21 protein-coding genes and 1 riboswitch are annotated in these 22,533 nt (G+C 65.8%); of the genes, 12 read left to right on the forward strand and 9 right to left on the reverse strand.

Annotated features, from left to right (window positions below; all coding sequences use genetic code 11):
* Positions 1–18 precede the first annotated feature (18 nt).
* Complete coding sequence (locus ACLMAJ_RS08840; protein WP_412013038.1) at positions 19–2,622, forward strand: LuxR C-terminal-related transcriptional regulator; 2,604 nt, start codon at positions 19–21, stop codon at positions 2,620–2,622.
* Here ACLMAJ_RS08840 and ACLMAJ_RS08845 read toward each other — a convergent pair whose 3' ends face one another.
* The 3 genes from ACLMAJ_RS08845 to ACLMAJ_RS08855 all read right to left on the reverse strand — a co-directional run bounded on the left by ACLMAJ_RS08845 (position 2,623) and on the right by ACLMAJ_RS08855 (position 4,437).
* The gene (locus tag ACLMAJ_RS08845) at positions 2,623–3,441 is read right to left on the reverse strand and encodes an alpha/beta fold hydrolase (protein WP_412013039.1); all 819 of its coding nucleotides are present in this window, start codon (positions 3,439–3,441) and stop codon (positions 2,623–2,625) included.
* 76 nt (positions 3,442–3,517) lie between these two features.
* The gene (locus ACLMAJ_RS08850) at positions 3,518–4,090 is read right to left on the reverse strand and encodes a methylated-DNA--[protein]-cysteine S-methyltransferase (RefSeq protein ID WP_412013040.1); all 573 of its coding nucleotides are present in this window, start codon (positions 4,088–4,090) and stop codon (positions 3,518–3,520) included.
* Positions 4,087–4,437 carry a hypothetical protein gene (locus tag ACLMAJ_RS08855; RefSeq protein WP_412013041.1) on the reverse strand — a complete coding sequence of 117 codons (351 nt, stop codon included), beginning with the start codon at positions 4,435–4,437 and terminating at the stop codon, positions 4,087–4,089. The genes ACLMAJ_RS08850 and ACLMAJ_RS08855 overlap by 4 nt, the downstream gene beginning before the upstream one ends.
* A gap of 62 nt (positions 4,438–4,499) precedes the next feature.
* On the opposite strand from ACLMAJ_RS08855, the gene yczR reads away from it, so the two are divergent.
* The gene (gene yczR, locus ACLMAJ_RS08860) at positions 4,500–6,005 is read left to right on the forward strand and encodes a MocR-like transcription factor YczR (RefSeq protein ID WP_412013042.1); all 1,506 of its coding nucleotides are present in this window, start codon (positions 4,500–4,502) and stop codon (positions 6,003–6,005) included.
* A gap of 231 nt (positions 6,006–6,236) precedes the next feature.
* The gene (locus ACLMAJ_RS08865; RefSeq protein WP_412013043.1) at positions 6,237–6,941 is read left to right on the forward strand and encodes an NUDIX hydrolase; all 705 of its coding nucleotides are present in this window, start codon (positions 6,237–6,239) and stop codon (positions 6,939–6,941) included.
* A gap of 28 nt (positions 6,942–6,969) precedes the next feature.
* Here ACLMAJ_RS08865 and ACLMAJ_RS08870 read toward each other — a convergent pair whose 3' ends face one another.
* Together ACLMAJ_RS08870 and ACLMAJ_RS08875 are read right to left on the reverse strand one after the other, a co-directional pair.
* Positions 6,970–8,070, reverse strand: coding sequence for a CaiB/BaiF CoA transferase family protein (locus tag ACLMAJ_RS08870; RefSeq protein ID WP_412013044.1), 1,101 nt, complete (start codon positions 8,068–8,070; stop codon positions 6,970–6,972).
* A 198-nt stretch (positions 8,071–8,268) separates the two neighbouring features.
* On the reverse strand, positions 8,269–9,198 hold the full coding sequence (locus ACLMAJ_RS08875; protein ID WP_412013045.1) for a hypothetical protein: 930 nt from the start codon (positions 9,196–9,198) through the stop codon (positions 8,269–8,271).
* A 711-nt stretch (positions 9,199–9,909) separates the two neighbouring features.
* On the opposite strand from ACLMAJ_RS08875, the gene ACLMAJ_RS08880 reads away from it, so the two are divergent.
* A complete protein-coding gene (locus ACLMAJ_RS08880) occupies positions 9,910–10,407 on the forward strand; it encodes a DUF456 domain-containing protein (RefSeq protein WP_412013046.1) in 498 nt (165 codons plus the stop codon).
* Positions 10,408–10,560: 153 nt separating this feature from the next.
* A complete protein-coding gene (locus ACLMAJ_RS08885) occupies positions 10,561–12,018 on the forward strand; it encodes a wax ester/triacylglycerol synthase family O-acyltransferase (RefSeq protein ID WP_412013047.1) in 1,458 nt (485 codons plus the stop codon).
* Between the two features lie 14 nt (positions 12,019–12,032).
* On the opposite strand, the gene ACLMAJ_RS08890 is transcribed toward ACLMAJ_RS08885, so the two are convergent.
* From ACLMAJ_RS08890 to ACLMAJ_RS08900, 3 genes are all read right to left on the reverse strand, one after another.
* Complete coding sequence (locus ACLMAJ_RS08890) at positions 12,033–12,998, reverse strand: alpha/beta hydrolase (protein ID WP_412013271.1); 966 nt, start codon at positions 12,996–12,998, stop codon at positions 12,033–12,035.
* Between the two features lie 702 nt (positions 12,999–13,700).
* Positions 13,701–14,573: an amidohydrolase family protein gene (locus tag ACLMAJ_RS08895; RefSeq protein ID WP_412013048.1), complete on the reverse strand. Its 873-nt coding sequence runs from the start codon at positions 14,571–14,573 to the stop codon at positions 13,701–13,703.
* Positions 14,574–14,623: 50 nt separating this feature from the next.
* Positions 14,624–16,012, reverse strand: a complete 1,389-nt coding sequence (locus ACLMAJ_RS08900) for an FAD-dependent oxidoreductase (RefSeq protein ID WP_412013049.1) — start codon at positions 16,010–16,012, stop codon at positions 14,624–14,626.
* A gap of 314 nt (positions 16,013–16,326) precedes the next feature.
* Between ACLMAJ_RS08900 and ACLMAJ_RS08905 the strand changes: the two genes are divergently transcribed.
* The 6 genes from ACLMAJ_RS08905 (at position 16,327) to ACLMAJ_RS08930 (ending at position 20,333) form a co-directional block, all read left to right on the forward strand.
* On the forward strand, positions 16,327–16,782 hold the full coding sequence (locus ACLMAJ_RS08905) for an Rv0361 family membrane protein (protein ID WP_412013050.1): 456 nt from the start codon (positions 16,327–16,329) through the stop codon (positions 16,780–16,782).
* 63 nt (positions 16,783–16,845) lie between these two features.
* A riboswitch (SAM riboswitch) is annotated at positions 16,846–16,962 on the forward strand.
* A gap of 14 nt (positions 16,963–16,976) precedes the next feature.
* Complete coding sequence (locus ACLMAJ_RS08910; protein ID WP_412013051.1) at positions 16,977–17,393, forward strand: rhodanese-like domain-containing protein; 417 nt, start codon at positions 16,977–16,979, stop codon at positions 17,391–17,393.
* Positions 17,390–18,604 (forward strand): O-succinylhomoserine sulfhydrylase, encoded by a 1,215-nt coding sequence (locus ACLMAJ_RS08915; RefSeq protein WP_412013052.1) that lies wholly within the window; start codon positions 17,390–17,392, stop codon positions 18,602–18,604. The genes ACLMAJ_RS08910 and ACLMAJ_RS08915 overlap by 4 nt, the downstream gene beginning before the upstream one ends.
* Before the next feature lie 101 nt (positions 18,605–18,705).
* Positions 18,706–19,152: an RpiB/LacA/LacB family sugar-phosphate isomerase gene (locus ACLMAJ_RS08920; protein WP_412013053.1), complete on the forward strand. Its 447-nt coding sequence runs from the start codon at positions 18,706–18,708 to the stop codon at positions 19,150–19,152.
* A gap of 67 nt (positions 19,153–19,219) precedes the next feature.
* The gene (locus ACLMAJ_RS08925) at positions 19,220–19,861 is read left to right on the forward strand and encodes a type 1 glutamine amidotransferase family protein (protein ID WP_412013054.1); all 642 of its coding nucleotides are present in this window, start codon (positions 19,220–19,222) and stop codon (positions 19,859–19,861) included.
* 16 nt (positions 19,862–19,877) lie between these two features.
* Positions 19,878–20,333: a MarR family winged helix-turn-helix transcriptional regulator gene (locus tag ACLMAJ_RS08930; RefSeq protein ID WP_412013055.1), complete on the forward strand. Its 456-nt coding sequence runs from the start codon at positions 19,878–19,880 to the stop codon at positions 20,331–20,333.
* Between the two features lie 89 nt (positions 20,334–20,422).
* Here ACLMAJ_RS08930 and ACLMAJ_RS08935 read toward each other — a convergent pair whose 3' ends face one another.
* The gene (locus ACLMAJ_RS08935) at positions 20,423–21,178 is read right to left on the reverse strand and encodes an HAD-IIA family hydrolase (protein WP_412013272.1); all 756 of its coding nucleotides are present in this window, start codon (positions 21,176–21,178) and stop codon (positions 20,423–20,425) included.
* Positions 21,179–21,516: 338 nt separating this feature from the next.
* Here ACLMAJ_RS08935 and fgd point away from each other — a divergent pair, with 338 nt between their 5' ends.
* On the forward strand, positions 21,517–22,527 hold the full coding sequence (fgd, locus tag ACLMAJ_RS08940; protein WP_412013056.1) for a glucose-6-phosphate dehydrogenase (coenzyme-F420): 1,011 nt from the start codon (positions 21,517–21,519) through the stop codon (positions 22,525–22,527).
* The last annotated feature ends 6 nt before the right edge of the window (positions 22,528–22,533 follow it).

Raw genomic sequence — 22,533 nt, forward strand, 5'->3', positions numbered from 1 at the left:
AAGAACTACAGTTAGGGCATGGCTCGGAATTGGCCGATGATCGAGCGCGAGACCGAGTTCGAGGCGATCCGCGCAGCGCTCAGTGGTACGCAATATGTCGGCACAGTGCTCACCGGCGATGCCGGAGTGGGCAAAACGACGCTAGCGAGACAGGCGACGGCCGCCATGGGCGGCAATATCCGGTGGGTGGCGGGCACGGAATCGGCCCGCAGCATCCCGCTGGGCGTTTTCGCGCACATGGTCGGGGTGTACACGGCCCATGATCCGGTGACATTCATGTCCGCGGCGCGCGAGGCGCTGCTCGCGGACGGTCACACGATCATCGGCGTCGACGACGCGCACCTGCTCGACCAACTCTCGGCCACGCTGCTACTACAGCTGGCCATCGACAAGGCCGCCCACATCGTGGCCACGGTCCGCAGCGGGGTGCAGGTGCCCGACGCGGTCACCTCGCTGTGGAAAGACGGCCACCTGCTGCGCATCGACCTGAGTCCGTTCAGCGAGAGCCAGAGCGTCGACCTCGTCGAGTCGATGCTCGGCGGACAGCTGGAGGGCTTCACCGCCAACCTCATGTGGGAGTCCTCCGGCGGAAATGCCCTGTTCCTCAGGCATTTGGTGGAGGGCGCGATCGAGGCGGGCACGCTGAAACAGGTCAACGGCGTGTGGCAGCTGCGTGGCCGCGCGGCGGTCACCTCCGAATTGGCCGCGCTGCTGGAGGATCGGGTCGAGCAACTGCCGGAGCCGGTGCTGCGAGTGCTCGAACTGCTCACCTTCTGCGAACCGATCGACCTCGACGTGCTCGCTGAGCTGGCTGGCGAGGAGGCGGTGGAGGCCGCCGAAAACCGTGGTGTGATCAGGGTTGTCGAGAATTCACACCAGTTGATCGTGCGCTACAACCACCCGCTTTTCGGTGAGGTGATCCGGCGCAGGCTCGGTATCGCCTCGGCGAGGCGGCTGCGTGGGCGGCTGTACTCCTCGCTCAAGGAACGGCGGATCAATTCCGCGGCCGACCGTATCCGACTGGCCGAATTGGCCTTGGACAGTGACAAATCCGCCGATCTCGAGCTGTTCGAGGCGGCGGCGGCGGACGCGATCGGGCTGGCGAACCTGCCGCTCGGTGAGCGTTTCGCCAGGGCGGCGGTGGAACGTCAGGGCGGCGTCGAGGCGGCGGATCTGCTTGCGCGCGCACTGCTGTGGCAGGGCCACCGCATCGAGGCGGAGCGCACCCTCGCCACGTTCGACCCCGATGACCTGAACGAAGTACAGCTGGCTCGCTGGGGCAGCACCAGGGTCTCGAATCTGTTGTGGGCGATGGGCGATGCCGATCGCGCCGATGAGGTTCTGGCATTGATCCGTGCCAAGGCCGAGCATCCGAAGATCGTGGCGACGCTCACCGGACTCGCATCGGCGTGCGCGGTCAACGAGAACCGGATCGACGACGCGTTCGCCGATGCCGAATCCGTGATGTCGGCCGAGGGGTCGCCACCGTGGGCGGTGTGGTGGGCGTCGTTCGGCGGTGGACTCGCACTGGCCCTGATGGGCAAAGGCGAGGCCGCCAGGCAGTACGCCCGCCGAGGGCACCAGGTGGAATCCCACATCGACGGGCTCAACCGGTTCATTTCCACCCATGCCGAGGTGCTCGCGCTGACATTGACCGGGGACCTGGAGGCCGCCCGGCGTTGTGCCGCTGCGTATTTCGGTTACTCGGCGCCAGGCCAGTATCTGGCGTGGGGCATGTCCAAGATCCTGCAGGGCACCGTCGATGTGGCCAAGGGCCAATTCTTGCCCGGAATCGAGCATCTCGAGCAAGCGCTCGCCGCCCTTGCCATGGAGGGTGCGGCTGCCTGGATGATCCCCGCGAGAATTCGCCTGGCGGAGGCTTATTCGGCGCTCGGACGCCCCGCCGAGGCGGCCGAGACCATTGCCGAGGCCGCCGCGCGCGGCGGCAGGCACAGCGCGGTCTACGACCCACAACTGGAGATCGCCAGGGCATGCATGGCCGCCGCTGAGGGCACCGTCAGCCCGGCCGTCCGGATGGCATTGGGCGCGGCCGACGCCGCTGCGCGCTCGCACCAGCACGCCATCGAGGCGATGGCACTGCATGTGGCCGCTCGCTTCGGCGATCATTCGGTCGCGGGCAGGCTCGCCGACCTCGCGGTCAAGATCGACGGCAGCCTTGTGCAGGCCCAAGCCAAGCACGCGGTCGCGCTCGCCGCCCACGACGGCGACGGACTCGATGCGTCCGCGGCCGCATTCGAGCAGATCGGCGCGCTGCTCTCGGCCGCCGACGCCGCCGCGCAAGCCGCGTCCGCGCACGAACGCGCGGGTGATCGCCGCCGTCTACTGGAATCCGCCGCCACGGCGAACCGCCTGGCCGCTGCCTGCGGTGGGGCGAGCACCCCGGCCCTTCGCCAAGCCGCGCAGCCGCTGCCACTGACCTCTCGGGAACGCGAAATCGCGAATCTCGTTGCGGCAGGGCTGTCCAACCGCCAAATCGCCGACCGCCTCACCGTCTCGGTCCGTACCGTCGAAGGCCACCTCTATCGCGCCTGCATCAAGATGGACGTGACCGACCGCGAGTCGCTCGGCGCGCTGATGCGCGGAGAGTCACCTTCGGCCTGATTATCTGGTGAGGAATTCCGCGGTGGCGGGAGCCAGGATCTTGGTGGACGGGTTGTGGCTGAGTTTCGCGAGTTCCTGGTGCTCGGCATTGGGGAGCACGGCGGCAATGGCCTTGGCGCCCTTGCGAAGCAGCGGTGCGCTCTTCGCGCCGGAGACGACCAGTGTCGGCACGGTGACATTCGACCAGTCTTCGGTACGCAAGGCTTCCCCGCGCATGAACCGATTCATGACCGCCCAGTCGTGCGGAGTCGAGTTCGCGGTGCCGAGCAGGCCCTTCCAGAACGGGGTGAGCCGCATGACCGCGACCATGGCGCGCGGCAGGCCCATGCCCTTGGTCATGTAGAACCGCACGGTTTCGGCGCGGCGATCGGCGGCAACCAGCTCGTGCAGTTCGGTGTGCAGATCCGAAGGCGGGACATGGTTTTCGTGATCGACGACGAACGGCGGCTCGAAGGCGACGATGCGCGAGATGCCGGGCACCCGGCCGGATTCACCGGCCCGCAGGGCCAGCGCGGCGCCCGAGGACCAGCCGAACAAGGCCGCGGAACCGCCGACCGCCTCGGTAAGCGCGGCGATATCGTCGATCTCGTTCTCGACGTCGTAGATCCCCGGCGTATCGGTGCTGTCGCCACGGCCGCGGCGGTCGTAGTTGATGACGGTCAGACCATAGTGTTCGGCGAGAGTCTCGGACATCTCCACCATCTTGGCGAACTTCCGGAAGCCGAATGCGCCACCGATCAGGATCACCGTCGCGGCGTCGCCGCCGACGTACCTGTCGAACGCGATGACGGTGCCGTCGGCCGAGGTGACTGTCTCCATGGTGTCTTCTCCTGATAGCTGGGGCGCTGCTTCAAGAGGTCAGACGGTGTGGGCCGATCGGACTAATCGGTCTGCGTCAGAACAGGGTCGGTTCGCCGAAACCGGGTGTGCGTTCGATCTCCAAGAGATGCTGCTTGGTGGTGACGCCGCCGGGCGCGGAGAAACCGGTCAGGGCGTTGTCGGCGGCCAGTACGCGGTGGCAGGGGATGATGAGCGGAATCGGGTTGCGGCCCAGGGCTTGTCCGACGGCCTGGGCGGCGCCGGGGGCGTCGATGCGGTCGGCCACCTGTCCATAGGTGAGGGTGTGGCCGGGGTCGATAGCTCGGGTCACCTCGTACACGGCGCGATGAAAGCTGGGAATCGCGCTGGTGTCCAGTGGGATCCAGCGCAGGTCGTCCAGGCCGCCGTCGAGATGGGCGCGAATGCCCGCGATCGCTTCGGCGATCGGTCCGGTCGGTGTCTGCTCGGGAATCTGCGCGCCGTCGGCAATACCGTTGCCGCGCCGGGTGATCCGTGCCCGGGTGGCGGCTGGGTTCGACTCGGGCAGCTGGAAGCGGATGACGGCGCCCTCGCTCCATGCGATCGCGCATATCCCGATCGCGGTATCGAAGAGCGCCGCCCCGGTGGACGGGCGGACGGATGCACTCATACCGTCAGTGTGCCTCCCGCGGCCGACATATTTCCGCATGGCAGTCCAGTTTTGCGCAACTGGACTGGACTGGTCTTTTCGGTCGGAACCGCTTTCGCGCGCGCTGCGGCGACCGGTGTCATCGCGGCGCCGCGCAGGTCGGGATCCGGCACGTCGTTGCGTCCGTAAATGGCGACCAGATCCGAGTATCGACGCTGGTCCTCGTAGTACGAGGGAGACCAGTCCGCCAGTAGGCCCGGCGCGCGGAACCGTTCCAGCCGGAAGGCTTCTCCCGCCCGGTTCGGCGCGAAGTGATGCACGAGGTAAGTGAAGAATGCGATGACGAGCACCGTCACGATTGCGGTCATAACGGTCAGCGTGCGCCGACTGGCCTTGCATTTAAATATCCACTTGGTTGATACTGGACTTTATGTCGACAAGAGTGATCGGTGCCGCCAGCTTGGCTCGGGATCTGGGCCAGTGGCGCAGTGCGGACGAAAACGGGGAAACCGGTGACGCACGCAGGTCCGCGCGCCCGGCGTATCTGGCTCTTGCTGAGGGCATCCGGCTGCTCATCCACGACGGCAGGGCGCCGTTGGGTGTCGCGCTGCCGAGCGAACGAGACCTCGCGACCACCATCGGCGTCAGCCGCACGACCATCACCTCCACCTACGCGCTACTGCGCGAGCACGGCTACCTGATCAGCCGCCAGGGTTCACGCAGCACCGTTGCCCTTCCGCCGGCCATCCAGCACGACGGCACCCGGCCCGCACGCAGCATTCTGGCGATGATGGCGCAGCCGGAACTGCCGACCGTCGACATGACCTATGCCGCGATGGCCGCGCCGCTGGAGATGCAGGACGCGTATTCGACTGCACTGCAAGGACTTCCGCCGTACCTGCTGACGCACGGCATGGACCCGGTCGGCGTGCTCGCGCTGCGCGAGGCGGTGGCTCGCCGCTATGCCGAGCGCGGCCTGCCCACCGAGCCGGACCAGATCCTGATCACCCTCGGCGCGCAGCACGGACTGCGGCTCCTGCTCAACGTGCTCACCGCGCCCGCGGCCCGGGTGTTGATCGATCACCCCACCTATCCCAACGCCATCGAGGCGATCCGTGATGTCGGCGCCCGGCCGGTGCCGGTGCCGTTGCGCCCCGAGACACCGGGATCGGGTTGGGACCTCGACGGAATACGCAGTGCCGCACGGCAAACCGCGGCCACGCTGGCCTATTTGGTGCCCGACTTCAATAACCCGACCGGGTTGCTGCTCGACGCGGAGGGCCGCGCGGAATTGGCGGCCATCGCGCGCGACACCCGCATGACCGTGGTGATCGACGAGTCGATGATGGACCTGCACCTGACCGACGCCACCCCGCCACCGCCCGTCGCGGCCTTTGCCAAGGGCAGCGAAATCGTCACCATCGGCTCCGCCTCGAAGTCCTTCTGGGGCGGCTTGCGCGTCGGCTGGATTCGCACGAACCAGGCGCTGATCACCAAACTGCTCGGCATCCGTTCCACCGTGGACCTCGGCACCCCCGTGATGGACCAGCTGGCAACCACCTATCTGCTCGAGCACGCCGAGACCATCCTCGACCGCCGTCGCGGGCAACTGCTCTCCCAGCGCGCCGCCCTGCTCGCGACCCTCGCCGAGGAACTCCCCGACTGGCGCGTCACCACCGGCTCTGGCGGCATGTCCGTCTGGGCTCAGCTGCCTGCACCCGTCTCCACCGCACTCGCCGCAACGGCCCCCAACCACGGCGTATTACTGGCCGCAGGGCCGAGATTCGGCGTCCAGGGCGCATTCGAACGCTTTCTCCGCCTGCCCTTCACGCACCCGGAACCCGAACTCCAACTCGCGGTCAAGTCGATCGCCGCCGCCTATCAAGCGCTGACCCCCCGAGCGGCCGACCCACTCCAGCCGCTCACCTGCTACTGACTCGTGCTGCTGGCTGCTGGCTCGTGCCGGTGACTGCTGGCTCGTGCCGGTGAAGCTGGCTCGCGCCGGTGGCTGCTGGCTGTGCTGGCTCGCGCTGCCGACCGCTGACCCCAGCTGCCGACCCGCAAGCCGACGGCGGTGTCAGATGCGGCTCGCGAGAACATCCGGCAGTAGCCCAGTGGGTGGGCGCTGAGACCGCCGTCGCCGGAGCGGTGCGGCAGTATCGACGGTATGGGCCCCACCACGGGACCGCGTGTCCCCGAGAACGTCGATGACTTCCGCCTGCTCGCGAGCGAGCGGCTGAGCGAGTTTCCCTATATCGAAGTTCCGGACGCTCCCGGAATCCGTCGCGCTGCCGTATTGCTGTGCGTGGTGCGACAGGCAGAAGGCCGACCGTCGGTGATCGTGATCAAGCGCGCCTATCGTGGCCGCAATGCCGGACAGTGGGCGCTGCCGGGCGGTCGACTCGATGATGGTGAAACCGCCGAGCAGGCCGTATTGCGTGAACTGCACGAGGAACTCGGTTTGACCGCGACCCCCGCCGATCTTCTCGGCAGGCTCGACGACTTCCCCGCCGCATCGGGATTCGTGATCACGCCCTTCGTGGCGGTTCTCGCCGATATGACGGACCTGACGCCGAGCCCAGCTGAGATCCACTCCGTCCACATGGTGGATCTCACTCGACTGGCCGCCGACGACACGCCCCGATGGGTTCACCCCAGCGAGGCGGTGCGCCAATCCGCACTTCGTGACGACGCGCCATTACCCGCCTTGGAAGGCCCCGGCCTGCTTCAGATGCGGCTCGGCGATCAGATGACGATCCACGCCCCAACCGGTGCAATGCTCTGGCAGTTCCGCGAGGTCGTCCTACTCGGTCGAGACCCGTCCGAGGCGCGAATAGCCGACTTCGTTCAGCCCGACTGGACTCGTCATTAGTCGCGCCGATCTGGGTGCCGATGAATTCCTAGTCGGCCCAGACGGATTCGAACGGAGTCGGCACCGTCGGCGGCGGGGTGGGGGTGCTGCTCGGGGTGCGGGAGAAGCGCGGGGCCGGTGCGTGCTGGACGACGCCGTCGAGCTCGATCAGGCCGGTGCGCGCCACGATGTGCGGGTTCTGCTCGGCCTCGGTGAAGGTGAGGACGGGGGTGGTGCACGCGTCGGTGCCGTCGAAGATCTCGGCCCACTCGTCTCGGGTCCTGGTCTTGAACTTCTCGGTGAACAGCTTTTTCAGCTGATCCTGCCCGTTCGGGTCGATCTGCATCGGTAGGCCCGCTGGATCGATCTCGAGGCCCTTCAGTAGTTCCGCGTAGAACTGCGGTTCGATCGCGCCGACCGCCATGTACTTGCCGTCGGAGGTCTCGTAGGTGTCGTAGAAGGCCATGCCGGTATCGAGCAGGTTGGTGCCGCGCTCGTCGGACCACAGGCCCATGCCGCGCATGCCCCAGATCATGTGGGAAAGGGCAAGCGCGCCATCGATCATCGCCGCGTCGATCACCTGTCCCTTGCCGGAGCTCTGCCGCTCGACGAGCGCCGCCAGGATGCCGAACACCAGGAACATCGAGCCGCCGCCGAAGTCGCCGACCATGTTCAGCGGCGGCACCGGGCGCTCACCCTTGCGGCCGATCGCGTTGAGCACGCCGGTCAGTGAGATGTAGTTGATGTCGTGGCCCGCGCGCTCGGCCAGCGGGCCGTCCTGACCCCAGCCGGTCATCCTGCCGTAGACCAGACCGGGGTTGCGTGCCAGTGTGGCCTCCGGTCCGAGACCCATGCGCTCGGTGACACCAGGCCGGAAGCCCTCGATCAGGACATCGGCCTTCTCGACAAGCCCGAGCACCTTCTCGATGTCGGCCGGATCCTTAAGATTCGCCTCGACAATGGTGCGCCCACGCCACTGCGGCCGCTCCATGAAGCCGGGGAGCAGGTTGGGGCGCTGTACCCGCACCACGTCGGCGCCGAGGTCGGCGAGCAGCAGCGCCGCGTGCGGCCCCGGTCCGATACCGGCCAGCTCGATGACCTTGATGCCCGCGAGCGGGCCCTGCTTGGTGGCGGTGGTTGGTGTGCTCACGCCCTACCTCGGTTCGTCGTTGATCCCGCTGTGCGTCCTCCGGACAGTGGCCAGGAGGCTGTATTGACAGTACGACAATAACGTCGAATGGCAATGCGCCACGATCAGGAGGTCTGTGGTGATTGCCAAGGCATCGGCCCGATTTCCGCGCGTGCCCAGGTCTCCGGAGATAAGGGGTAAAACGGCGCGGAACTCCTCTCAGCGGTTCGGGTCGAACGGTTCGGTGCCGAGGACCAGCGAGATTCCCGAGATGCCGGAATGTGCCTGGGCGTAAGCAAGTTCGTGGCTCATGTCACCGATGTTGTTGACGATCGGCAAACCGATGCCCAGAGTCGACAGCGTGCCGAGGGCATAGCCGTTGCGGTCGAGGAAGGCACTGCCGCTGTCGCCGGGTATCCCTGGCATGGCCACGGTCAGCGCGTGTGTCCAGCCGGCGGCAACAAGCCCGTTGGCCTTGCTCTGGCCGATACGAGGGCACAGTTCGGCGATTCCGAACCGCAGGGCGGAGTTGCCGTAACCGTAAACGCGGTCACCGATGCCGGTTCCTGTGAGGTTTATGCCGACGGGACCACCCCAGTACGGCACGCTCGGGTTGACCTTTCCGACGTCCTCGGGGGCGACCTTCACCAACGCGAAATCGTTGTAGGCGCAGGTATTGCGGTCCTGCTCGCCGTTCTGCCGCATGGCCAGCCAGCTGCTATAGACCAGATGACCGGTGCCGACGAACTCACCCGGGGACATCGGTAGGCCGCCGCGGTTGAAGGTTACCTCGGCGCCGAGGGGGAGACTGTCGGCGGTGCAGCCGTCGGGGTCGCTCAGGTTGCCGATACCCGTACCTGCGCAGTGCGCGGCCTGACCGAGGTACACGTTGCCGGCATCGTCGACGAAGGTGTAGTTCGCCGTGCACTGTCTCGCACCCTGGGTGTTGGTCTGCACCCCGGGCGTTATGGTGGCGGACGCGGCGGACGCCCATCGGTGCCCCGACTTGTCTGCGGCAAGGGTGAACTGCTCGGCGCTACCGCTACCGGCCCACGGCTGTGTCGACGCAGTGCCCCCGGCTATGAGATGCGCGCCGACGACGGCGGTCGCGGTGACTGCGAGCGCACGGTAGAGACTGGATCGCTGCATGAAATTTCCCTTTCACTGTGATGTCCGACTGCTCTACTGCGCCGTGGCCTCCTGGCATGGCACCCACGGCGATAGTAGTAGCTGATGCTTAGCGGAATGTCAGATATGGTCGCGGGAACGCGGACCTGTTGTCGGCTGGCAACAGGTTCTCGGCGCATGCTACGTGGACCCGAAATAGAGCAGGGGCAGGCCGCGCAAGACCGATCAGGCGACCTGAGAGCGTGTCGGTCGAATCGCTCGGTGCCGTCCCCGTGACCTGCCGTTCTCGGTGCGAAGCTTCGTGACTGCCTGCGCCTCAACAAGTTTGCCGATATCAGTGATAAGACAGTGCGCCTGCCTGCCGCCCTGGGCACCGACGAACCGGCCGCCTTCATTCGCACTTCGCGGGGTGGTGTGCCGCATCACGACGCACCACTACTAGGGCTTAGGCCGCCGGTGGCGGGTGACGATAGCGAGTCGATTGCCTGAGGTGTCCACGAGGTGAGCGAAGACCAAGCCGGATTTGTTCGTCGTGGGCGGCATCAACTGTCATGCGGCGGCACGTTCTTGGAACTCGGTGCCCGCACCCAATCCGCTTGAATCGCAGCGTTTCCGCAGTGGTGAATGGCCGATTCTCGCCTCACCGGGTTACCTCCGCCTCCCTGAGCGTCGCCCGCCTGGGCGCCAGCTGGCTATCTCGCGCACGGCGACGGTCGGCTATAGGCTTCACCAGTGGAAACGTACGCAAGCCAGGGGTGGTTTTTAGTACTGATCGGCCTCGTAATTCTCGTCGGGTTGCTTGGGATTATCGTCCCCATCCTGCCCGGGGTCATTCTGATCTTCGGTGCCATCGCGGTCTGGGCCTTCGTCGAAGGCGGCGCCACCGCCTGGACCGTCTTCGCTGTCAGCACGGTGTTCCTGGTGCTCTCCGGCATCATCAAATACACCTGGCCCGGTCGGAAGATGAAGGACGCGGGGGTCTCCAATCGGGCCCTGTTCTTCGGCGCGGTCCTTGGGATCGTCGGTTTCTTCGTCATCCCGATCGTCGGCCTGTTCGTGGGATTCGTTCTCGGCGTCTATCTTTCGGAATTCCATCGGCTGCGTGAGCACCAAAAGGCTTGGCAGGCGACAGTTCACGCGCTCAAAGGCGTCGGACTTTCCATGCTCATCGAGCTTTTCGGTGCGCTGCTTGCCTCCGGAGTCTGGCTCGCCGGCGTAATCCTGACCTAGCCCAGGCGCGTTTTCCGCGCCGAGCGCGGGTTGATGGATGCCTCAGCAAACATAGTTTGCTAGCAACGAGTAAGGTAACAGGAGCGTCTCGATGCCTTCGATTCGAAGTAATAGGCATATCACATTACTGATGTGAAGCAGGAGTTAGTGAGTATGAATACGAAGGTGGTCACTGCCGCCGAGGCCGGATTTCGCGTCACCGCCGAACAATTGACGCCACGCGACGCCGTGTTCGTCTACGACGAGTTCGAGCGGCATCCTTCGAATATTGTCGCGGCCTACGTATTCGACCCATCCGCAGACGGGGCTGTGTCGCCGAGTTCGGAGCAGGTGCGGGCCTGGGTGCGGGATCGTCTCGGATGCTCGAAGCTTTTTCATCGGCGGCTAGAGCGGATGTCAGGGGATATCGATCTGCCGTACTGGGTGCCCGATTCCGGTTTCGACAGCAGTGATCACGTGCGGGTCAGCGGGCCGGAACTGCTCGATTGGCCCGACGTTCGGCGACAGATCGGTGATATCGCGTCGACGCGAATGGATCTTTCGCGGCCGCCGTGGGAGATCCACATCTTCGAACAAGTTGTCGGCTTTCCAGGAAATTCCGCGGTGACGATCGTCGTACTGAAGTTTCATCACAGCGTCGGCGACGGTGTCGCCACTCGGGAACTGGAGCTGATGTTGTTCGGCGGCAGGGGCCTCCCGCCGTCCGTCCCTGTCGTCGATGGCCGTGCATGGTCCGCCTCGGCCGCCCTGATTCGCGCCGTCGGCGTCCTTCCCTATCGGTGCGCACGCTTCGCCGGGGGGCTGATTCGCACCCGCTCGGCCGCGAAAACGGTGGCAGCACGCGCCGCGGCGAACGCGATCTGTGAACCGATCGCCCTTCGGCCCGCCACCCGCTTCAATCGCCGTGTCGGTCCCGACCTCACCTTCGACCTGGTTGCCATTCCGCTGCGGGCGGTGCTCGACGCGAAAAACGCGTTCGCCGAACGTATTACCGTCAACGACCTCATGTTGACCGTGGTGTCCGGCGCGCTCTCGACCTACCTGGCCGAGCAGGACGAGGCACCGACCGCGTCGCTCGCCGCCATGGTCCCGATTTCGATGCGCGGTATCGCACAATGGAATTCGGTGAATCAGCTCTGCCAGATGTCGGTTGACCTGCATACCGATAGCACCGACCCGCTGGACCGCCTGCGCGAGATCCGGATTTCCGCGGGGCACGAAAAGCATCGCTACGCCGACGACGCGGTGATCCGCAAGGAGTCTCGCGTGCAGACCTCTCCCGCGTGGCTGCTGCGGTTGGCAGGCTGGGCCAGGTCGCAGCGGGTTTTCGACGACGTCGAGACGGTGCCGCTGACCAACACCACGATCAGCAATGTGCCGCCGGTGAGCGAGCGGCTCGAATTCCTCGGTGCGCCGGTGGTCAGCGTATTCGGGGTGCTTCCGATCATGGACGGCGACGGCCTGCGTCACCTGATCACCTCGCAGGGCGAAGAACTCGTGATCTCATACAGTGTCGATTCCGCGATGATGCCGGACCCCGAGCATTACGGCGACCTGCTGGTGCGGGCGTTTCACGAGCTGTCCGAGGCGATCGGCGCGCGTCGCGACTGAGGCGCGAGAGCGCCTTACAGTCCGATCGCCGCCGCGAGCATCGGCCACGACTTGTGCAGGTCGTCCTGCCAGTAGCTCCACGAGTGGGTGCCTACCGAGCGGAAGTCATAGGTGATATTGGTGCGGCCGAGTTCGTGGGTCCGCTCGGCGAGTTCGGCGGTGCAATAGTTCGTCGCCGATTCGATACCGCCGCCGAGTATCACCTGGTTCGCCAGTAGCCGGGTGTCCTCACTCACGCTGGGATCGGCAAGGGTGTCGTGCATGCCGGGCAATCCGGACCCGCTGGATATGTACATCGGAATGTTCGGCAGACGGTCCGCGTGCAGGTACGGGTCGTGTTCGCGCCAGCCATCGCCGCCGGTCGGACCCCACATATTCTTCGCGTTTCCCTTGCCGAGGCTGATGACGAGGGTGATGATCGCCTGCCCGATGGGGTCACTCGTCATCGCGCAGCCGCTGTACGCGGCGACGCTGCGGTAGAGCTCGGGCGATGTGATCGCGAGATCGAGTACCGAAGTGCCCGCCATGGATATGCCCGCTATGGCGTTGACGCGGGTCGTCGCGAACGCGGCGTCGATCACCGGTGGCAACTCCTCGGTGAGGAAGGTCGACCACATATTCTTGCCGTTGTTGCCCAGCTTCGCGGCCAGGCCCTCATCGACCTGCTGCCAATCGGTGTAGTAGCTGAACGCGCCTTCCATCGGGATCACGACATTGACCTGTTTGTCGGCGAAGAACGCGGCCGCGTCGGTGCGCGCCAGCCACGTCGCGGCATCCTGGCCGCCGCCCGCGCCGTTGAGCAGATACAACGTCGGAGCCGGTAGATCCGTGTTCCTCGGACGCAGCACCTGTAGCGGTATCGCGCGATCCATGGACGGCGAGTACACACTGATTTCAACCAACTGGCCGGGCTTGGAAGTTCGACTCACCAGCCACGCCGCGGAGGCGGATGCGGTCGGCGCGGCGAGAACCCACAGCATTGCGGATGCCGATAGGTATGCCACCAGATATGCAAAGCCGCGCAACAGATCAGTCTCCTGGAATCGCCCGAGTGGTTATGACATCAATTCGGGGGTCCATCCGAAGATCCGGATGAACCCCCGACCATTGATTACCGGATTATTTTCCGGGAGCGGGTGTGCCACCGCTGAGGCTGACGAGCGCATTAATGAGCGTGGTCCCGATCGAGCCGGCGCTAGCCGTTCCGAGGCCCAGAATATCGATGAGCGATCCCATGTGTTTCTCCTGACTTCTTGGTTTTTCTTTACTTAACGATATTTCCGAGCGAGCCGAGGAAGACGGCCCACAGGCCATCACCTGCGACAGCGGAACCCAGGGCCGGAATCAATGCGCCGATTAGGTCGCTCAACGAACCCATAATGAATCTCCTTTGTGAGCATGTTCGAGCACCCCTCAGCCGCCGGAATCCTAGGCATGAGGGGGAAGTCACAGTCAGGTATAGATGGTGACGGAGGGAACATATCAAGCGTCCACTTTTATGGCAAGACTTTCCTCTAAAAACATCCGACGGCTCGGAGGTCTGATTCAGCAAACCTTCAGCAACTGATGCTGTGCTGGCAAAAGCCGGGTCCTCGGCAAGCGAGCTGGGAGCTCCAGCTGCCGGTTCGCAATCAGTTCGTGTCGGCGGCGAGTTCAGTCATCGCCGTAGCTACCGGTGTGGACTATTCGACGATCGGGAACGGAATCGTGTCCGGCACTTCGCGTTCGAGACGTTCGACTCGGCGCAGCGGCAACGTCGGTTGATCCGATCGGAATATCGGTGTGGTGGGGAGTGGGGGTTCGGGGATCGTACGCGCTCGTGCCGGGAGGCGGTAGAAGGCTCGGGCGTTGTCTTCGAGGACCTTGGACATGTCGGTGCCGACCACATCGCAGATCAGGTCCACGTCGGAATCCATGAACGGGCGGCCCGCCCTGGTTCCGGGAAGATCGGTGCCGAACATGAGGGCTTCCGGGTTCACGGCGTGAATGCGCCGCAGCGTGTCGGCGACGTTCATGGCGACGCGACCGAAGCCCGTTGCCTTCACCCGGGCGCCGCGGTCGACCAGGTCGAGCAGGTACGGCAGGCCCTCCGCCGACATGCCGAGGTGGTCGATGGAGAGGGCGGGGAGTTTGGAGATGACGGGCTGGAGTGATCCGAGCATCTGGCCGTCGATGTAGACCTCGACGTGCCAGCCGACAAGCTCGTGGGCGCGCAGCGCCTGCAGAGTCATGCCGGTGATGTCGGCGGCGGCGCGCTTGAGATTGAAGCGCAGCGCGCGCACGCCGATGCGGTCGAGTTCGATGATCTCCTCGTCGGTGGCGTCGAGATCGAGGCGGGTCACGCCGACCCAGCCGTCACCCAGCTCGGCGAGCGCGGCCTCGAGATAGGTCTGGTCGCTGCCCTGGAAGGAGCCGCTGACCACGGCACCACCGCCGATATCGTAGCGCGACATGCGCTTTCGGTAGTTGGCGATGGTGAAGGGGTCGGGCAGGTAACCCTCGTTCTCGGCCAGCGGGAACCGCGGGTCGAAGATGTGGAGGTGGGCATCGAACACGTGTACAGAATGCCTCAGTGTCGGACTTTCCGCCTCCCCATCCGCGACGATCAGACCTTGTTCGGCTCGCTGGCCCGCAGCATGTCTTCCCGCTCGACGACCTTGACCCGCTCGCGGCCCTCGGGCTCGCCGAGTGCGCGCTCGTGCGCGTCGAGGCGGTACCAGCCCTGCCAGGTGGTGAACGGGATGCCCTTGCCCTCGAGGAACGTGGTCACCGCGTCCAGCTCCGGCTCGGCAGCGGGGGTGAAGTTCGTGCTGTCGTCGAGCAGGCAGGCCACGGTCTCGTTGGCATCGCCCTTGGTATGGCCGATCAGGCCGACCGGGCCACGCTTGATCCACCCGGTGACGTAGGTGGCGGGCAGGTAACGCTCGGCGCCGTCCGCGTTCTCGTCGCCGATCACGCGACCGGCCTCGTTGGGCACGGTGCCTGCCTGGTCGTCGAACGGCAGGTTGGTGAGGTTCTGCGACAGGTAGCCGACAGCGCGGTACACGGCCTGCACATCCCAGTCGTTGTACACGCCGGTGCCCTTGACGTTGCCGGTGCCGTCGAGTTGGGTCCGCTCGGTACGCAGGCCGACGACCTGGCCGTTCTCGCCGATGATCTCGGTGGGGGACTCGAAGAAGTGCAGGAACAGCCGGTGCGGCCGGTTTCCCGCGTCGCGGATGGCCCACTGCTCGAGGGTGTTCGAGATCATGTCGACCTGCTTGGAGTGCCTGCGCGCGGCCTCGGAGCCTTCGTCGTAGTCGATGTCTTCCGGAGCGACGATGACCTCGATGGTCGGGGAATGGTCCAGCTCGCGGAGTTCCAGCGGGGTGAACTTCGCCTGGGCCGGACCGCGGCGGCCGAACACGTGGACCTCGATCGCCTTGTTTGCCTTGAGGCCCTCGTAGACGTTCGGCGGGATCTCGGTGGGCAGCAGTTCGTCGCCGGTCTTGGCCAGCACCCGCGCCACGTCGAGCGCGACATTGCCGACACCGAGCACGGCGACCTTCTCGGCCTCCAGCGGCCAGGTGCGCGGCACGTCGGGGTGCCCGTCGTACCAGGAGACGAAGTCCGCGGCGCCGTAGCTGCCGTCCAGGCCGATGCCGGGGATCTCCAGCGCCCTGTCGGCGTTGGCGCCGGTGGAGAAGATGACCGCGTCATAGAAGGTGCGCAGGTCGTCGAGGGTGATGTCGGTGCCGTAGTCGATGTTGCCGAGCAGGCGAACCTGCGGCTTGTCGAGCACCTTGTGCAGGGCGGTGATGATGCCCTTGATGCGCGGATGGTCCGGCGCGACGCCGTAGCGAATCAGCCCGAAGGGGGCAGGCATACGCTCGAACAAGTCGATCGACACTTCCGCATCGGACTTCATCAATGCGTCAGCGGCGTAGATACCGGCCGGCCCCGCACCCACGATCGCGATGCGGAGCGGGCGGGTCGCTGCACTCTGTTCGGTCATCTCTTACGCGCACCTTATGGTCGAAAACAGTTTATGGCGTCAGTCTTAGCCTAGGCTAACTCGGCGCAGTGGCTCGCTGGCCTATCGGCTATGACAGCAGGCCGCAGTCTCGCGATTCTATCGGTGTTGCGATGGGTCACCCGCGCCGGTGCGGTGACCGGCCGGATCCCTCTCGGGCCAGTCCATCGTTGCGTACCCACTGTGTGCCCCGAGATAACGGTCGCACACCAGGACGTGACGCTGATCATCGGTGGCGTGTCGCCGAGTTCGGGGGCGGCCGCCGGATAACCCCGCCGACCAGGGATCATGTGGACATGACCGACCAGCAGGCCGCCGAAGGCGACGACGTTATCGAGATCGATCAGACCGACTCCCGCTCGGCGTGGCCGTTCATCGCGGCCGCGGTGGTCGCGGTCGTCGTGATCGTCGCGATCGTGCTCGGCGGGCTGCTGACCCCCGCTGAGAAAAATGTCACAGAAGCCGACCGCATCGCGGCGGCGGTTCGCAACTACGCGGATGCGCGCGGCCGTTCCGAGATCACGCCGCCGCCCGGTGTGGCATGCGAGGGATTCGACGAGGGGAAGTCGTCGCTGACAGTTCAGCTCGGTGGCCTCGAAACCGGAAAGTCGGTCGAGATAACCAAAATCGAGAATCCGATGGTCGACGGTGACAGGGCGAAGGTCACGGTCACCACTGATGTCGACGGCAAACAGACGCCCGCTACCTGGAATCTGACGCGATCCGGCGACGGCTGGCTCATCTGCGGTTGATGCGTCCCATGTCGTGAACTGGTGTTTGACAGGGCGACCCCCGCCCAGGCAATCTCAGAACCAGGTCATGAGAATCAGCGTCAAGCCCCGGCTTGCTGGTCGGCAACCCTCCTCCGCGGCGGGGTGCTCCGGGTGACGACCTGGCCGCGCACCGAAACCCAGGTGCGGCAAGAGCGGATTCACAGGAGGTCCACATGAGTTATGCCGGTGACATCACCCCGCAGCAGGCATGGGAGTTATTGCGGGACAACCCCGAAGCCGTCCTCGTCGACGTGCGCACCGAAGCCGAATGGCGCTTCGTCGGCGTTCCCGACACCACCTCGATCGAGCGGCCGACCGTGCTGATCGAGTGGGTCGACGGCACCGGCACCCGAAACAGCGCGTTCGAGCAGCAGCTGACCGAAGCCCTCGAGGGCCGCGGCAAGGAAACCCCCGTGGTGTTCCTGTGTCGCTCCGGCCAGCGTTCCGCGCATGCCGCGAACCTCGCGACCGGCCTCGGGATCGAACCGTCCTACAACGTGCTCGAGGGCTTCGAGGGCGGCCTCGACGCCACCGGCCATCGCGGCGGTTCCGGCTGGCGTGCCATCGGACTCCCCTGGCGGCAGTCGTGATCACCGGCGGGTCCTTCGACAAGCCGCTGCCCGAAGGCGTCGGTCCCGCGACCCTCGGTGTGCGAGGTGGCTTGCGCCGCTCCGGTTTCGAGGAGACGACCGAGGCCCTGTACCTGACCTCCGGCTTTGTCTATGAGAGTGCCGAGGCCGCCGAGGCCGCCTTCACCGGCGAGGTCGAACACTTCGTCTACTCGCGCTACGGCAACCCGACGGTCGCCATGTTCGAAGAGCGGCTGCGTCTGATGGACGGCGCCGAAGCCTGCTTCGCGACGGCGAGCGGCATGTCCGCGGTCTTCACCGCGCTGGGTGCGCTACTGGCGAAGGGCGATCGACTTGTGGCCGCGCGCAGTCTGTTCGGCTCCTGCTTCGTGGTGTGCAATGAGATTCTGCCGCGCTGGGGTATCGAGACCGTCTTCGTAGACGGCGACGACCTCGACCAGTGGGAGCAGGCGCTGTCGGTGCCAACCCAGGCGGTGTTCTTCGAGACACCGGCCAACCCCATGCAGACGCTGGTCGACGTGCGCAGGGTCACCGAGCTCGCGCACGCGGCGGGCGCGAAGGTGGTGCTGGACAACGTCTTCGCCACCCCGCTGCTGCAGCGCGGCTTCGAACTCGGCGCCGACGTCGTCGTATATTCCGGCACCAAGCACATCGACGGCCAGGGCCGCGTGCTCGGTGGCGCGATTCTCGGCGAGCACGACTACATCGACGGCCCGGTGAAAAATCTGATGCGCCATACCGGTCCCGCGCTGAGCCCGTTCAATGCGTGGACGCTGCTCAAGGGGCTGGAGACGATGCCGCTGCGGGTGCGTCATTCGACCGAATCCGCGCTGCGCATCGCGAAGTTCCTCGAGGGCAACCAATCCGTCAGCTGGGTGAAATACCCCTTCCTGGAGTCACATCCGCAGCACGCGCTCGCCGCCGAGCAGATGAGCGGTGGCGGCACGGTGGTCACTTTCGAGCTGAACTCGCCCGAGGGGGAAGGCAAGAAGCGCGCCTTCGAGGTGCTCAACCGACTGCGCATCGTGGACATCTCCAACAACCTCGGTGACTCCAAGTCTCTGATCACCCACCCGGCCACCACCACCCACCGTGCCATGGGCCCGGAGGGGCGCGCCACCATCGGTCTGACCGACGGTGTCGTTCGCATCTCGGTCGGCCTCGAGGACGTCGAGGACCTCCTCGACGATCTGGACCACGCGCTGAGCTGAGTTCCGTTCGGCGAGCGGGGCCTCGTCGCGCCGAAGCGCTACGACGGTGTCCTGTTCGCCGACCTGCTGTGCTCGCAACGCCGGGCCCTTACCCTGGACATATGCAAATTTCGGTGGCGGCGGACGAACGTGTCGGGGTGGCCGAGGAGCTGGTCGAGCAGCTACGCAGGCGTGGGCTGGAGCCGGTTGTGCACGGCGCGCTATCGGCGACCGAGCGCGACGATTGGGCCTGGGCCAGTGAGGCGGCGGCGCGCGATGTCGCCGCCGGGCGGGCCGAACAGGGCATCGTCTGCTGCTGGACCGGAACCGGTGCGTCCATCGCCGCGAACAAGGTGGCCGGTATCAGGGCCGCGTTGTGCGCCGATGCCTTCACCGCCGCCGGTGCGCGCAGGTGGAACGACGCGAATGTTCTCGCGCTGAGCCTGCGTACGACCTCGAGTGCGGTGTTGACGGAGATTCTCGACGCCTGGTTCGGGGCGGACCCGAGCTCTGCCTCTGAAGATCAAGCCAATATCGCTCACCTCGCGGAGATCGAGCGCACCGACTGAGCGACTCGGAGGCGGCTCTTCGATCGCGCAATTGACAGTATCCTGTCAAACATGACAGGATACTGTCATGGGAACGCAGACAGTGCACATGGCCGTTTACGACACTCTCGCCGACTGGGAGGTGGGTGCCGCTACCGCGCATATCAACAAGCAGACTTGGCACAAGGAGCCCGGCAAGTTCCAGGTCGAGACTGTCGGGCCGACGTTGGAACCGATCACCACCATGGGTGGAATGCGGATCGTGCCGGATGTGGCGCTCGCCGACCTCGCCCCCGCGGACAGCGCGATGCTGATCCTGCCCGGCGCGGAAACCTGGGACTCCGGCGAACTCGTTCCGTTCGCGCGCAAGGCGAGGGAGTTCCTCGACGCGGGCGTTCCGGTCGCGGCCATCTGCGGTGCGACTTTCGGACTGGCGAAGGAGGGTCTGCTCGACACTCGTGCGCACACCAGCAATGTCGCGGAATACCTTGCCTACAGCGGATATTCGGGTGGCGACCGCTACTTGAACGAACCAGCGGTGACCGACGGCGATCTGATCACCGCGAGCGCGACCGCGCCTTTCGAGTTCGCCCGCGAGGTATTGCGCAGGCTCGGGGTGTACGAGCCGCATGTGCTCGACGGCTGGTATCGGCTTTACGCACACAGTGATCCGGCGGGCTACGCGGTCCTGGCCGAGTACGAGGCGCAGATGGCGGGGGCGTCCCACTGAGAGGCGATTTCACGGTATGAGTGACACACCCGAACAAGAGCTCTTCAGCTCCGCCGCGATCACCACCTTCCGGCTCAACGGCCAATTCCTCGCCATCGCGGAGGAAATGGCGCGGCCGGCGGGCATTACGGCGGCCTGGTGGCAGGTGCTCGGCGCGGTGCTGCGCGAACCGCTTCCGGTGGCGGGCATCGCCAGGGAGATGGGCATCACCCGCCAGAGCGTGCAGCGCATAGCGGATCTGTTGGTGGACAAGGGACTCGCCGAATATCGCCCGAACCCGGCCCATCGCCGCGCGAAACTGGTCATGGTCACCGACGCGGGCCGCGCCGCGATAGCGCGCATCAATCCTCAGCACGCCGTCCTCGCCGACCGCCTCACAGCCGAACTCGGCGTTGAACAACTCGCCTCGACCGTCGACGCCTTGACCAAGCTGGCGGCTGCCCTCGACGCGATCGCCGCCACCGAATCCTGATCGCCCCGAACGCATCTCAGGACGGACACGACTGTGGCAACCGTCGAGTGGCACGCTCGGTGGTGTGCCGCTCGCGCGGTTGGTGTCGGCTAGTCGAAGGGGGTGCCGGTGCGGCCGACCAGGTCGGCGACGGAGTCGACTACCAGGGTCGGGCGGTAGGGGTACTGCTCCACGGAGGCTCGGGTGGAGATGCCGGTGGTGACGAGGATGGTGCGCATGCCTGCTTCGAGGCCGGAGATGACGTCGGTGTCCATTCGGTCGCCGATCATCACGGTGGACTGGGAGTGGGCGCCGATGCGGCGTAGCGCCGAGCGCATCATCAGTGAGTTCGGCTTGCCGACGTAGTAGGGATCGCGGCCTGTCGCGCGGGTGATCAGGGCGGCGACCGAGCCGGTGGCGGGCAATAGGCCGTCACGGGAGGGGCCGGTCGCGTCCGGGTTGGTCGCGATGAAACGCGCGCCGCGGTCGACGAGACGGATCGCGGTGGTGATCGCCTCGAAGGAGTAGGTGCGGGTTTCGCCGAGTACGACGTAGTCGGGGTCGCTGTCGGTGAGGACGTAGCCGATCTCGTGCAGCGCGGTGGTGAGCCCGGATTCGCCGACCACATAGGCGGTTCCGTTGGGGCGCTGGTCGTTGAGGAAGGTCGCGGTGGCCAGTGCCGAGGTCCAGATCGCTTCCTGTGGGATGTCCAGTCCGGTGTGGCGCAGCCGTGCCTGTAAGTCGCGCGGTGTGCGGATCGAATTGTTGGTTAGCACCAGGAACGGGATCTTGTTGGAGCGCAGCTCCGCCAGGAACTTGTCCGCGCCGGGGATCATATGGTCCTCGTGCACAAGCACGCCGTCCATATCGGTGAGATAGGACAGGATGGGTTCATCGATGGCGGTCACCAGTTGATTGTCCGCTAATCGGCGCGAACGTGGGGACCGACCGGTTCGGTGCGACCCTTCACGCACCGGCGAGCGTCGCTGACTATGGTCGAAGGCGGTCGTGTGAAACGTGTGCGCAGTGCGGCCGTCGGTCGGCGGAAGTCCGCTCGGCATGGCGGCCGAGCGTCGCGCCGTCGTGCGGCGCTGCGGTCGCTGAGGCGGACTACAGCGCGATGACGCAGCGTTGATACGGCCGAAACGGTGTGCGGGAATGCCCGCACACGAACCGTGGCAGCTAGGCGACAGGAGTGGCGCACATGGGTGAGCTCAAGCTCGGGTACAAGGCATCAGCAGAGCAGTTCGGTCCCCGCGAGCTGGTCGAGATCGCGGTGCTCGCCGAGGAACACGGTCTCGACAGTGCCACCGTGAGCGACCACTTCCAGCCCTGGCGGCACAAGGGCGGGCACGCGCCGTTCTCGCTGGTCTGGATGGCCGCGGTCGGCGAGCGCACCAAGCGTATCCAGCTCGGTACCTCCGTGCTGACCCCGACCTTCCGCTACAACCCCGCTGTGGTCGCGCAGGCCTTCGCGACCATGGGTTGTCTGTATCCGGATCGGATCATGCTCGGTGTCGGCTCGGGGGAGGCGCTCAACGAGATCGCCACCGGGTACACCGGCGAATGGCCGGAATTCAAGGAGCGCTTCGCCCGCCTGCGCGAAGCGGTCGATCTGATGCGCGCGCTGTGGACCGGCGAGCGCACCGACTTCGACGGCCAGTACTACCGCACGGTCGGCGCTTCGATCTACGACGTCCCCAAGGGCGGCATCCCCGTCTATATCGCCGCGGGCGGCCCGTTGGTGGCCCGCTACGCAGGCCGCGCCGGTGACGGCTTCATCTGCACCTCCGGTAAGGGCATGGAGCTCTACACCGAGAAGCTGATGCCCGCCGTCGCCGAGGGCGCCGCGAAGGCGGGGCGCACCGTCGACGATATCGACAGGATGATCGAGATCAAGATCTCCTACGACACCGATCCCGAACTGGCACTGGAGAACACCCGCTTCTGGGCGCCGCTGTCGCTGTCCCCTGAGCAGAAGCACAGCATCACCGATCCGATCGAAATGGAAGCGGCCGCCGACGCGCTGCCGATCGATCAGATCGCCAAGCGCTGGATCGTCGCGAGCGATCCGGACCAGACCGTCGACCTCATCAAGCCCTATCTGGACGCGGGCCTCAACCACCTGGTCTTCCACGCCCCCGGCCACGACCAGCGCCGCTTCCTCGACCTCTTCCAGCGCGACCTGGCTCCCCGCCTGCGCGCGCTCGGCTGAGCGACG

The sequence above is a fragment of the Nocardia arseniciresistens genome (assembly GCF_046764875.1).
Classification (GTDB): domain Bacteria; phylum Actinomycetota; class Actinomycetes; order Mycobacteriales; family Mycobacteriaceae; genus Nocardia; species Nocardia arseniciresistens.